Below are 12,384 nucleotides of genomic sequence, written 5' to 3'. Positions count from 1 at the left end.
GTCAATCCGATTTCGCTACTTTTTTAGGAGCTGATCGGGCAGATTTGACGGGGGCCACGGCCTCTTTTACTGCTTGATCCAGCAGGTAGGCCAGCAGCAGACCCACGGGCCGGGCCGTCGCGCCCTTGACGGCCCCGCCCTTCCAGGCGGTACCGGCGATATCCAGATGCGCCCAGGCAAACTTGCCGGAGAAACGCTGCAGGAATTTGGCCGCTGTGATGGCGCCACCGGCGCGCCCGGCCACGTTGGCGACGTCGGCAAAGTTGGTTTTCAGGCCCTCCGCGTACTCGTCGTCCAGCGGCAAGCGCCAGCACGGGTCGAGGGCGTTCTCGCCGGCGGCCAGCAGCGCGGCCGCCAGCGCCTCGTCGGACGAAAACAGGCCGCTGCGTACATTGCCCAGCGCCACAATGCAGGCTCCCGTCAGCGTGGCAATATCGATGACGGCCCTGGGTTTGAAGCGTTCGGCGTAGGTTAGCGCATCGCACAGCACCAGGCGCCCTTCGGCGTCGGTGTTCAGCACTTCGATGGTCTGCCCGCTCATGCTGGTGACCACATCGCCCGGTTTCACGGCGCGGCCATCGGGCATGTTCTCGCACGAGGCAATCAGGCCCACCACGTTGAGGGCGGGCTTGAGTTCGGCCAGGGCGCGAAACACGCCCAGCACGCTGGCCGCGCCACACATGTCGAACTTCATCTCGTCCATCTCGGACGCCTGCTTGATCGAGATGCCACCGGTGTCGAAGGAAATGCCCTTGCCCACCAGCACCACCGGCGCCTGCGCTTTGGCCGCACCTTCGTACTTGAGGACGATGAAGCGCAGCGGCTCCTCCGACCCCTTGGCCACGGCGATAAACGCCCCCATGCCGAGCTTGGCGACCTCCTTGGGACCCAGCACCTCGCATTTGACTTTGGGCAGCTTGCCCAGGGCTTTGGCGGCATCCGCCAGCAGGGTCGGCGTGGCATGGTTGGCCGGCCGGTTGCCCCATTCCTTGGTCAGTTCGACCCCCACCACCACAGCTACTGCCTGCTCGAATGCAGTCTTCACGGCCGCAGCATCCGGCACGCCCAGCATCACACGCGTCACTTTCCGCCCTTCGGCACTGGGTTTGGTGCTGGTGTACACGTAGCTGGCGTCGGCCGCCGCCAGCACCGCGGCGCGCACAGCAGCGCCCGATACTTCGGCAGTGGCGCCGACAAAGCAGATACTCACGCGCCGGGCCGGCCCTGACTTGATGGCACCGACGGCGGCCTGGACCGCCAGCCGAACCTGCCGGGCCGAGCCGTCTCCCGCCCCCGCCAGCACCGCCCGTGGCGCGGCGACTGCAGGGCAGCGATAGAGCTGCAGCAATTTGCCGGGCTTTGTTTCCAGATCGCCAGTCTTGAGGGCTTCGCCCACCAGTTTGCCCAGGGCGTCCTTACCGGGCGTGAATGTTTGCGTGACCAGAACAATCAAGGCATCGCATTTTTCCAGGGTCGCCCCTGTCAGATCGAGAGTTTTAAGTTCAAAGTTCATAATTGCGCTTTTCGTTGAAACCGATGTTATTCCATTCCTCGATTCGCAAAGAGCTGGCGCGCAGTTTTGGCGCGACGCTGGTGGTGCTGTCCACCGTTGTCGTGACCATGATGCTGATTCGTACGCTGGGCCAGGCCTCGCGCGGAAGCGTCAACCCTGCAGACGTTCTGATGGTCATGGGCTACACCGTGCTGGGGCATCTGACCACCATCCTGACGCTGAGTCTGTTCATCGCCATCGTGAGCACGCTGTCGCGCATGTACCGCGACAGCGAAATGGCAATCTGGTTCGCCAGCGGGCGCGGGCTGGCGTCGTTTTTGTCGCCATTGCTTCGTTTTGCATTGCCGATCTTGATTGTCATTGCGCTGCTTGCCGTGTTTGTCTGGCCCTGGGCCAACCAGCAAATCCAGGACATGCGCGACCACTATGAAACGCGCGGTGACCTCGACCGCGTGGTGCCGGGGCAATTTCAGGAGTCTGCGGGCGGCCGGCGGGTGTTCTTCGTGGACAAGAACACGGGTGCCGGCAAGGCTGGCAGCAACATCTTCATATCCGACACCGAAAACAACAAGCAGACCGTGACATCGGCGCGCAGCGGGCGGATTGACAACATTGGCAATGACCGTTTCCTGATCCTTGAACACGGCCAGCGTCTGGAGAGCGAGACCACCAAGCCCGACATCACGCTGAGCGAGTTCGAGGAGTACGGCATTCGCATTGGCGAGAAAGTTTTGGGGGTGCAGGAAGCAGCGCCGCCCAAGACCCTGTCCACCGCCACGCTCATGCGCAAGCCCACCCCCGACTATCTGGGGGAGCTCTCCTTTCGCTTCGGGCTGGCCCTGGCCGCCGTCAATTTTGTGCTCATCGGGCTGGGCGTCTCCAGCGTGAATCCGCGCATGGGCCGCAATGGCAACCTGGCTTTTGCCTTTTTCGCCTTTGTCGCGTACTACAACCTGCTCAACCTGGGGCAAAGCTGGATTGGTGACGGCAAAACAACCTTCGGCGGCATGATGCTGGCCGCGCATGGCGGCACCTTTGTGCTCGCCTGGCTGTGGCTGCTCAAGCGCCACAACAACTGGACCCTGCGCGCCGCATTGCGCCGCCGCGAGCGCCGGGGCACGAAGCCGGTGGGGAGCACGACGTGAGAACGGTGCGGCGCATGGTCCACGCCGACGTGCTGGCCTCGGTCACGTTTGTCACGCTGGGGTTTCTGGCCCTGTTTTTCTTTTTTGACTTTGTCGACGAGTTGCGCTCGGTGAATCAGGGTGTGGCCGGTGGCTACCCCTTGAAATACGCGCTGGTCGTGGTGCTGCTGGAGTCTCCCAGCCGCCTGTACGACCTGCTGCCGATCACCGTGCTCATCGGCACGATCTTTGTCATGGCCCGCATGGCCCAAAGCTCCGAGTTCACGATCCTGCGCACCAGCGGCCTGGGTCCGTGGCGCGCGCTGGAAATCCTGGTGGGACTGGGGCTGATGTTCGTGCTGTTCACGTTTGCCGTGGGCGACTATGTGGCCCCGGCAGCCGACCGCGCGGGCCAGCTGCTGCGCTCGCGCTACCTTGGGCAAATCACCGTCGGGCAAACGGGGGCCTGGCTGAAAGAAAAGCAGGGCAACGACTCCTATTCGGTCAACGTGCGCTCGCTGCTGCCCGACGGCAGCATGCGCGGCGTGCGGGTAGTGGAATTCGATGCCCAGGGCCGCCTCCTGTCAGTCGTGCAGGCGGCGCAAGGCGGTTTTGCCAAAGATGGCACCTGGCTGCTGACAGATGTGTCCAGGACAGATTTCAATACCCAGCTGGATGCGGGAACGTCGGCAAAACCGGACAGCGTGACCCGCAGTGTTGCACCCTCCCTGCGCTGGCCCAGCACCATCACGTCCGAGATGGTGTCGGTGGCGTTGCTGCAGCCCGAGCGCATGCGCACCGTGGACCTGTTCCAGTACATGCGCCACCTTGAGGCCAATGGGCAGTCGTCGCAGCGCTACGAGATCGAGTTCTGGAAAAAAGTGTTCTACCCCCTGAGTTGCCTGGTCATGGTCGTGCTGGCCCTGCCCTTCGCCTACCTGCACTTTCGGGCCGGCGGCATCTCGACCTACGTTTTCATCGGCGTCATGACCGGCATCAGCTTTTTCCTGCTGAACAACCTGTTTGGCCACTTCGGCAACCTGCAGAACTGGCGGCCCTGGCTTGCCGCCGCGGCACCGGGACTGATCTACTCGGTATTGTCGCTGGGGGCCTTCGGCTGGCTGGTGCTGCGAAGGTAGTCATGGTCACCGTCAGAGGCATCGTGCTGCTTGCGCATGGGTCGCGCGATCCGCTGTGGCGCCAGCCCATCGAGCGCGTGGCGGCGCACATGCGCGAGCACGATGCGCAGGTGCTGGTGGCGTGCGCCTATCTGGAGCTGACCGAGCCCGACCTGGCCGCCGCCACGGCGCAACTATTGGAGCGAGGTGCCGGCTCGATCCGCGTGGTGCCGATGTTTCTGGGGATCGGCCAGCACGTGCGGGACGACCTGCCGCGCCTGGTCGCGGAACTCAAAGTCCGGTATCCGCAGATTCGGCTGACGTTGCAGCCCGCCATCGGCGAGGACGCCCGGATGATTGAATTGATGGCCCAAATCGCACTTTCCTGATGATTTGATAGATCTTTGCGGCATAATAAATTTCATTGTTAGTTGAAATTCGTTATGAATCTACATCAATTCCGCTTCGTCCAGGAGGCCGCGCGGCGCAACCTGAACCTGACCGAAGCGGCCAAGGCCCTTCATACCTCGCAGCCCGGCGTGTCCAAGGCCATCATCGAGCTGGAGGAAGAACTTGGCATTGAGATCTTTGCGCGCCATGGCAAGCGCCTGAAACGCATCACCGAGCCGGGCCAGCATGTACTCAGGAGCATCGAGGTCATCATGCGCGAGGTGGGCAACCTCAAGCGCATCGGCGAGCAGTTCAGCGCCGAAGACAGCGGCACGCTCAGCATTGCCACCACCCACACGCAGGCCCGCTATGTGCTGCCGGTGCCGGTGGCCAAGCTGCGCGAGGTCTATCCCAAGGTCAACATCAGCCTGCACCAGGGCACACCCGCCGAGGTGGCCAGGATGCTGATCGATGAAGTGGCCGAGATCGGCGTCGCCACCGAGTCGCTGGCGGACTACCCCGACCTGATCACCCTGCCCTGCTACGAATGGCAGCACGTCGTGGTCCTGCCCGCCGGCCATGCACTGGCCAAGAAGGAGCGCCTGACGCTCGAGGACATCGCGCAAGAGCCCCTGATCACCTACCACCCGTCATTCACCGGGCGCACCCGTATCGATCACGCTTTTGCCCAGCGTAAATTGCAGCCACGCATTGCGCTCGAGGCGATCGACTCCGACGTGATCAAGACCTATGTGCGGCTCGGTCTGGGCATCGGCATCGTGGCTGAAATGGCGGTGCGCGACGTCTCCAGCAGCGGCACCGATGCCGACCTGGTGGTGCGCCCCGTCGGGCAGCTGTTTGGGCAGAATGTGGCGCGCGTCGCCTTCAAGCGCAGCGCCTATCTGCGCGATTTCGTTTTCAAGTTTGCCGAGTTGCTGAGCGACCGCCTCGATCGCAACCTCATTGCCAGGGCCATGACCGGCCATGTGAATGATTATGAGCTTTAACTCCCCCCGAAGCGGCCTGCGGCCGCCTCCCCCTCAAGGGGGCGCTGCCAGCAGCCCGGCAAAGCCGGTTCTGCGATAGCCCTGTCAACAACCCCGCCCTCTTTCATTGCCTGCTGCATCTACCCATGATCACGACCGTACGCACTCCGCTCGTTCAGACCAAATTGCCCGCCGTCGGCACCACCATCTTCACCGTCATGTCGGGCCTGGCCGCGGCTAGAGGCGCGGTCAACCTCGGGCAGGGTTTTCCGGATTTCGATTGCGATCCCAGGCTGGTGCATGCCGTCACCGATGCCATGACGCGCGGCCTGAATCAGTACCCGCCGATGCCGGGCGTGCCGGTGTTGCGCGAGGCAGTCGCGGCAAAAATCAGGACCCTGCATGGCCCCCACAACGGCCGTGACTACGATGCGGCCAGCGAGATCACCGTCACGGCCGGCGCCACGCAGGCCATCATCACCGCCATCCTGGCCGTGGTGCATCCCGGCGACGAAGTCATCGTGCTGGAGCCCTGCTACGACAGCTACGTGCCCAACATCGAGCTGGCCGGTGGCACCGTAGTACGCGTGCCCCTGACGCCCGGCACGCTGCGCCCCGACTTTGACAAGATCGCCGCCGCCATCAACACCAAAACCCGCGCCATCCTGATCAATTCGCCGCACAATCCAAGCGCGACCGTCTGGACGCGGGACGACATGCTCAAGTTGCAGGAGATCCTGGCGCCAACCGACGTGCTCCTGATCAGCGACGAGGTGTACGAGCACATGGTGTACGCGCCGGCCGAACATCACAGCGTGGCGCGCTTTCCCGGCCTGGCGGCACGCGCCTTCATCATCTCCAGCTTCGGCAAGACCTACCACGTCACAGGATGGAAGGTGGGCACCGTGGCGGCGCCCGCGCCACTCACCGCCGAGTTCCGCAAGGTGCACCAGTTCACCGTGTTCACCGTCAACACGCCGGTGCAATACGGGCTGGCGGCCTACATGGCCGATCCCAAGCCTTACCTGGAGCTACCCGCCTTCTACCAGCGCAAACGCGACCTGTTCCGCGAAGGCTTGGCACGCACCAGGTTCAAGCTGCTGCCCAGCGAGGGCAGCTACTTCCAGTGCGTCGATATCTCGGCCGTGAGCGACCTGAATGAGGCCGAATTCTGCAAGTGGCTCACCACCGAGATCGGCGTGGCGGCCATTCCGCTGTCCGCCTTCTACGGCAACGGGTTCGATCAGCGCGTGGTGCGCTTTTGCTTTGCCAAGAAGGACGAGACGCTGAATCTGGCTCTGGAGCGGCTGGCGAAACTGTAGGCGCCGCCTGACGGCGGAACGCGCTCCCGTCCTGCTTGATTTCATTGCGGTGCGGGCAAGAATGAATGCACATAACAAAGGGTGCTTTCATGTCTCTGTCTCTCATCGTCCTGATTATTCTCGTTCTTATTCTGGTGGGCGCCCTGCCGACCTGGGGCCACAGCCGGAATTGGGGCTACGGCCCGAGCGGCGGTATTGGCCTCGTCGTGCTCGTGATCGTGGTGCTGCTGCTGATGGGACGCATCTAGTCAGCTGTTGAGCTGAATCCACAGCTTGTCCAGCCGCTTGATACTCACCGGCTGCGGCGTGCGCAGTTCCTGGGCAAAGAAGCTCACGCGCAGCTCTTCCAGCAGCCAGCGAAACTCCTGCATGCGGGCGTCGATCACGCCTTTGCGCTCGGCCACCAGGCGCCAGTAGCGCTGCTCCTGCGGCCGCAGTTCAGCCAGACGGGCCGCATCGCGGGCCGGGTCGGCGCGCCACTTCTCCAGCCGCAGCGTGATGGCCTTGAGGTAGCGCGCAAAGTGCTGCAGCTGCCCGTAGGGCGTGACGGCCAGGAAGCGTTTGGGCATCAGTCGCTGCAACTGCTGCGCGGCGTCCAGCGCGGCCTCGGTGGCGTTTTTTGTGTCCTTGATTTTGCGCTGCGCCACCGCGAATTCGGCCAGGATGCCGCCGGCAAGCCGTGCCACCTCATTGGCAATCAGCGTCAGGCGCCCGCGCCCGTCCTCCACCCGCTTGGTGAACTCGGCCTCATGGGTCGGCAGCGGCTCCAGCAGGAAGGCGCGGTCCAGCGCCACCTCGATGATTTGCTGGCGCAGCTCTTCCAGTGTGCCGCCGCCCGAGTTCTCTAGCGTGCGGCCCACCAGCATGAACTGCGTCGCCATCTTTTGCAGGTCGGGCAGATTCTTTTCGAGGTATTTGAGCGCGTCGCGGATCTGCAGCGAGAACAGCCGCCGCAAGCCGGCGCAGTGTTTGGCGGCGGCCACATCAGGTTCGTCAAACACCTCGATCGTGACCGCATCGCCCAGGTCGATCAGCGCCGGAAAGCCGACCAGCGTTTGCGATCCCTTGCGGATTTCCATCAGCTCGGGTAACTCGCCAAAACTCCACTGGGTGTAGCGCTTCACTGTCTTGGATGCTATATTTTCTGGAGCAGGCCGTCCTTTACTCGTATGGGCTACAGGCCTATTTGATGCTGAATCAGTGGGCGAGTTGCCATTTTTCTCAGCGCCGAATGCCACCGGCGCAATCCGGCTTCTGAGGCCGGCCAGCGCCTGGAACGCGCCGCGCGCCTGCGACCCCAACTCGCCCTTGAGCGCCCCCAGGTTACGCCCGGTGCCCAGCTGCCGGCCATGCTCGTCCAGCACACGAAAGTTCATGAACAAATGGGGCGGCAGCATGTCGAGCTTCATGTCGGCGCGCTTGATGTCCAGTGACGTCGCATCGCGCACCAGCCTCTGCACCGCGTCCACCAGCGAGCCTGCGCCGAACACCTGCGGCTGGTTCAACGCCTCGGCCATGCGCGTCGCGGTCTCGGGCAGCGGGACCAGGCGCGAGCGCGCTCGCTGGTGCAGCGTCTTGATCAGCGCCTGCACCTTGTCCCGCAGCATGCCGGGCACCAGCCACTCGCAGCGCTCCTCGTTCACCTGGTTCAGCGCGAACAGCGGCACGTCCACGGTCACGCCGTCCCGGGCATCGCCGGGCTCGTGCAGGTAGGTCGCCATGCAATCCACGCCGCCGAGGCGCAAGGTCTTGGGAAAAGCCTGCGTGGTGATGCCGGCGGCCTCGTGGCGCATCAGCTCCTCGCGGGTCAGCAGCAACAGTTGGGGCTGCCGCCGGGCTTCGTCCTTGTACCAGCTCTCGCAGCCGGCGCCGCTGCAGATATCGGCCGGCAGTTGCTGGTCGTAAAAGGCGTAGATCAGCTCTTCGTCCACCAGCACGTCCTGGCGGCGCGCCTTGTGTTCGAGGTCCTGCACTTGGCTGATCAGCTTGAGGTTGGCCGCGAGGAACGGCAGCCCGGTGTCCCAGTTGCCCGCCACCAGCGCTTCGCGAATGAAGATCTCGCGCGCCGCTACCGGGTCGACCCGGCCAAAGTTGACGCGCCGCCCGTTGTACACCGCCAGCCCATAGAGCGTGGCGCGCTCCAGCGCCGTGACCTGCGCGGCCTTCTTTTCCCAGTGCGGGTCGAGCATCTGCTTCTTGAGCAGATGGCCTGCCACCTGCTCGATCCACAGCGGCTCGATGTTGGCAATGCCGCGGCCAAACAGGCGCGTGGTTTCCACCAGTTCGGCCACCACGATCCAGCGGCCCGGTTTCTTGCCCATGTGCGCGCCGGGGTGGCGGTAGAACTTGATGCCGCGCGCGCCCAGGTACACCTCTTCGTCCTCGAGCTTGCAGCCGACGTTGCCGAGCAGACCGGCCAGCGTAGACAAATGCAGCTGCTCGTAGCTGGCGGGCTGCGTGTTGAGTTGCCACTTGTGCTCGGCCACGACGGTGTGCAGCTGGCTGTAGATGTCGCGCCACTCGCGCACGCGGCGAATGTTGATGAAGTTTTGCCGCAACAGTTGTTCGTACTGGCGATTTGACAGGCGGTGCGCCGGTGCACTGTCATCCCCGCGCAGGCGGGAATCCGCGGTCGCATGCTTGCCTGCCGGTTGCCCGCGCACCGCGGCTTGCGGGGATGGATCCCCGCCTGCGCGGGGATGACGAGAGGGCGGTGGACCGCCGCGGGCGCTTTCCAGCCATTTCCAGAGCTTGAGGTAGCCGCTGAACTCGCTCTTGCCATCATCAAACTTCGCGTGCGCCTGGTCGGCCGCGGCCTGCGCCTCCATGGGCCGGTCGCGCACATCCTGCACCGACAGCGCCGAGGCAATCACCAGCACCTCGTCGAGCGCGTGGCGTGAACGCGCCTCCAGGATCATGCGGCCCACGCGCGGGTCCAGCGGCAGCCGGGCCAGCTCCTGGCCCATGGCGGTGAGCTCGTTCGCGTCGTCCACCGCGCCCAGTTCGGCCAGCAACTGGTAGCCGTCGGCAATGGCACGGCCTTGCGGCCGTTCGATGAATGGAAAGTCCTCCACCACGCCCAGGTGCAGCGACTTCATGCGCAGGATCACGCCGGCCAGCGAGCTGCGCAGAATCTCGGGGTCGGTGAACCGGGGGCGGCCATCAAAGTCTTGCTGGTCGTACAGGCGAATGCAGATGCCATTGGCCACGCGGCCGCAGCGCCCGGCGCGCTGATTCGCGGCCGCCTGGCTGATCGGCTCGACCAGCAACTGCTCCACCTTGCTACGAAAACTGTAGCGCTTCACGCGCGCCGTTCCTGCGTCTATGACGTAATTGATGCCGGGCACCGTGAGCGAGGTCTCGGCCACGTTGGTCGCAAGCACGATGCGCCGGCTACCGTGGCGGTCAAAAATCCGGTCCTGTTCGGCCTGCGACAGGCGCGCGAACAGCGGCAACACCTCGGCATCGCGAAACACGGGCTGATGGCTCAAGTGCTTGCGTAGATGGTCTGCGGCCTCGCGTATTTCACGCTCGCCGGGCAGGAACACCAGGATGTCGCCGGCGCCGAGACTCGGCCCCCACGCTCCGCGCTGCGCGTCGTCGCTGCCCCCAAGCGCAGCGGCGCCCTGCGCTTTGCTTGGGCCAGGGGTCGTGTCCGGCTTGGGGCGGCCCGGCGCTGGACGGCCGCTCCACAGTTCGTCCACGGCGTCGGCAATCGCCTCGTTCAAGCCGTAGTCGCGCGATTCCTCGAACGGCCGCCAGCGCTGCTCGACCGGGAACATGCGCCCGGACACCATGATGACCGGCGCGGGGCCTTTGCTCGACGCAAAGTGATCCGCAAAGCGTTGGGCGTCAATCGTGGCCGACGTTACGACCACCTTCAAATCGGGTCGGCGCGGCAAAATTTCACGCAGGTAGCCGAGCAAAAAGTCGATGTTCAGGCTGCGCTCGTGCGCCTCGTCGATGATCAGGGTGTCATAGGCCTTGAGCAGCGGATCGGTCTGCGTCTCGGCCAGCAAAATGCCGTCGGTCATCAGCTTGACCGAGGCATCGCGGCCTACGCGGTCCTGGAACCGCACCTTGAAGCCCACCACCTCGCCCAGCGGCGTCTTGAGCTCCTCGGCAATGCGTTTGGCAACGCTGCTGGCGGCGATCCGGCGCGGCTGGGTGTGGCCTATCAGCTTGCCGCCTTGTGGATCGTTAAGCTTGCCGCGCCCCATCGCCAGCGCGATCTTGGGCAGCTGGGTGGTTTTGCCGGAGCCCGTTTCGCCGCAGACGATGATGACCTGGTTCGCCGCCAGGGCGGCCATGATGTCCTCGCGTTTGGCGGACACCGGCAGCGCTTCGGGAAACTCGATTTTGAGCAGGGATTGGGGAGACTGGACTGACAAGGCGGCAACTTCGTAGAGAATTACGGATTATCCCCGCCGCACGTCCCCCCGTTGCCGACCCACCCCCGCCCTTTCCTTTGATTGCCTGCCGCGCATGTCTACCGTCTTCAACTTCACCTTCGTTCCCTGGTTCCGCTCGGTGGCGCCTTACATCCACATGCATCGGGGCAAGACCTTTGTCGTGGGCATCTGCGGCGAAGCCATTGCGGCCGGCAAGCTGCAAAACCTGGCGCAGGACCTGGCGCTGATTCGCAGCCTGGGCGTCAAGCTCGTGCTGGTGCATGGGTTTCGCCCGCAGGTGACCGAACAACTCAAGGCCAAGGGGCACGCTGCAAGGTATTCGCACGGCATCCGCATCACCGACGAGGTCGCGCTCGACTGCGCCCAGGAAGCCGCCGGCCAGTTGCGCTACGAAATCGAGGCCGCCTTCAGCCAGGGCCTGCCCAACACGCCGATGGCGGGCTCCACCGTGCGCATGATCTCGGGCAACTTCATCACGGCGCGTCCCGTGGGCATCGTGGACGGCGTGGACTTCCAGCATTCAGGCGTGGTGCGCAAGGTGGACGTGGCGGGGATCACGCGCACGCTCGATTTCGGCGCCATGGTGCTCATCTCGCCATTCGGTTTTTCGCCCACGGGCGAGGCCTTCAACCTGACCATGGAAGAAGTCACCACCTCGGTGGCGATCGCGCTGCAGGCCGACAAGCTGATCTTCGTGACCGAAGTCCCCGGCATTCGCGTCAAGCCGGGCGAGCCCGAGAGCGAAGACAATCCCATCGACACCGAACTGCCGCTGGCCGCCGCCGAGCAGTTGCTGGCCCAGTCGCCTCCCGGCCAGCACCCGACCGACACCGCGTTCTACCTGCAGCACTGCGTGAAAGCCTGCAAGGGGGGCGTGGAGCGCAGCCATATCCTGCCGTTTGCGGTGGATGGCTCGCTGCTGCTGGAAGTCTATGTGCACGACGGCATTGGCACCATGGTGATCGACGAGAAGCTGGAGAGCCTGCGCGAGGCCAGCGCCGACGACGTGGGCGGCATCGCGCAGCTGATCGAGCCGTTTGAGAACGATGGCACCCTGGTCAAGCGCAGCCGCACCGAAATCGAGCGCGATGCCAGCCTCTACACCGTGCTGGAGCACGACGGCGTGATCTTCGCCTGCGCCGCGCTTTACCCCTATCCCGAGGCCAGGACGGGGGAGATGGCGGCTCTCACCGTGTCGCCGCAAAGCCAGGGCCAGGGCGATGGCGAAAAAGTCTTGAAGCGCATCGAGCAGCGCGCGCGCGCCGCCGGCCTGCAAAGCATTTTTGTGCTGACCACCCGCACCATGCACTGGTTCCTCAAGCGCGGTTTTGAGGTGGTCGATCCCGACTGGCTGCCCGAGGCGCGCAAGCGCAAGTACAACTGGGACCGCAGGAGCCAGGTGCTGGTCAAAAAGCTGGGCTGAAAAGTCACTCCCGGTTTCGAACACCGGCACTGCTACGGCCGATCATCGCGATGCCCTGCGCCGGGCTATTGCGGTGCGCCTCGGCTCAGATTTTGT

Annotated in this window: 9 protein-coding genes; 7 read left to right on the top strand and 2 right to left on the bottom strand. The window is 64.3% G+C overall.

Annotation, left to right across the window (positions count from 1 at the left end):
* Position 1: 1 nt before the first annotated feature.
* Complete coding sequence (locus tag EUB48_RS10140; protein ID WP_142818795.1) at positions 2 to 1,513, bottom strand: leucyl aminopeptidase; 1,512 nt, start codon at positions 1,511 to 1,513, stop codon at positions 2 to 4.
* A gap of 23 nt (positions 1,514 to 1,536) precedes the next feature.
* Between EUB48_RS10140 and lptF the strand changes: the two genes are divergently transcribed.
* The 6 genes from lptF to EUB48_RS10110 all read left to right on the top strand — a co-directional run bounded on the left by lptF (position 1,537) and on the right by EUB48_RS10110 (position 6,701).
* A complete protein-coding gene (gene lptF / locus EUB48_RS10135; RefSeq protein ID WP_142818793.1) occupies positions 1,537 to 2,658 on the top strand; it encodes an LPS export ABC transporter permease LptF in 1,122 nt (373 codons plus the stop codon).
* Positions 2,655 to 3,776: an LPS export ABC transporter permease LptG gene (lptG, locus tag EUB48_RS10130; protein WP_142818790.1), complete on the top strand. Its 1,122-nt coding sequence runs from the start codon at positions 2,655 to 2,657 to the stop codon at positions 3,774 to 3,776. The genes lptF and lptG overlap by 4 nt, the downstream gene beginning before the upstream one ends.
* Before the next feature lie 2 nt (positions 3,777 to 3,778).
* Positions 3,779 to 4,144 carry a sirohydrochlorin chelatase gene (locus EUB48_RS10125; protein ID WP_142818788.1) on the top strand — a complete coding sequence of 122 codons (366 nt, stop codon included), beginning with the start codon at positions 3,779 to 3,781 and terminating at the stop codon, positions 4,142 to 4,144.
* Positions 4,145 to 4,198: 54 nt separating this feature from the next.
* On the top strand, positions 4,199 to 5,152 hold the full coding sequence (locus tag EUB48_RS10120) for a CysB family HTH-type transcriptional regulator (protein WP_142818786.1): 954 nt from the start codon (positions 4,199 to 4,201) through the stop codon (positions 5,150 to 5,152).
* Positions 5,153 to 5,277: 125 nt separating this feature from the next.
* Complete coding sequence (locus tag EUB48_RS10115) at positions 5,278 to 6,453, top strand: pyridoxal phosphate-dependent aminotransferase (protein WP_142818784.1); 1,176 nt, start codon at positions 5,278 to 5,280, stop codon at positions 6,451 to 6,453.
* An 89-nt stretch (positions 6,454 to 6,542) separates the two neighbouring features.
* Positions 6,543 to 6,701 carry a DUF3309 family protein gene (locus EUB48_RS10110; protein WP_142818781.1) on the top strand — a complete coding sequence of 53 codons (159 nt, stop codon included), beginning with the start codon at positions 6,543 to 6,545 and terminating at the stop codon, positions 6,699 to 6,701.
* Here EUB48_RS10110 and hrpA read toward each other — a convergent pair whose 3' ends face one another.
* Positions 6,702 to 10,844 carry an ATP-dependent RNA helicase HrpA gene (gene hrpA / locus EUB48_RS10105; RefSeq protein WP_142818779.1) on the bottom strand — a complete coding sequence of 1,381 codons (4,143 nt, stop codon included), beginning with the start codon at positions 10,842 to 10,844 and terminating at the stop codon, positions 6,702 to 6,704.
* Positions 10,845 to 10,938: 94 nt separating this feature from the next.
* Here hrpA and argA point away from each other — a divergent pair, with 94 nt between their 5' ends.
* On the top strand, positions 10,939 to 12,288 hold the full coding sequence (argA, locus tag EUB48_RS10100; protein ID WP_142818777.1) for an amino-acid N-acetyltransferase: 1,350 nt from the start codon (positions 10,939 to 10,941) through the stop codon (positions 12,286 to 12,288).
* Positions 12,289 to 12,384 lie beyond the last annotated feature (96 nt).

It is taken from the genome of Rhodoferax sediminis (genome assembly GCF_006970865.1).
Taxonomy (GTDB): Bacteria; Pseudomonadota; Gammaproteobacteria; order Burkholderiales; family Burkholderiaceae_C; genus Rhodoferax_A; species Rhodoferax_A sediminis.
Note: the sequence above shows the minus strand (reverse complement) of the source record. Positions and strands in the feature narration are given on the sequence as shown.

Coding starts and splice junctions, on each gene's coding strand:
- EUB48_RS10120 (WP_142818786.1), top strand. CDS start 4,199: ATGAATCTACATCAATTCCGCTTCGTCCAGGAGGCCGCGCGGCGCAAC.
- EUB48_RS10140 (WP_142818795.1), bottom strand. CDS start 1,513: ATGAACTTTGAACTTAAAACTCTCGATCTGACAGGGGCGACCCTGGAA.
- EUB48_RS10125 (WP_142818788.1), top strand. CDS start 3,779: ATGGTCACCGTCAGAGGCATCGTGCTGCTTGCGCATGGGTCGCGCGAT.
- EUB48_RS10110 (WP_142818781.1), top strand. CDS start 6,543: ATGTCTCTGTCTCTCATCGTCCTGATTATTCTCGTTCTTATTCTGGTG.
- EUB48_RS10115 (WP_142818784.1), top strand. CDS start 5,278: ATGATCACGACCGTACGCACTCCGCTCGTTCAGACCAAATTGCCCGCC.
- lptF (WP_142818793.1), top strand. CDS start 1,537: ATGTTATTCCATTCCTCGATTCGCAAAGAGCTGGCGCGCAGTTTTGGC.
- argA (WP_142818777.1), top strand. CDS start 10,939: ATGTCTACCGTCTTCAACTTCACCTTCGTTCCCTGGTTCCGCTCGGTG.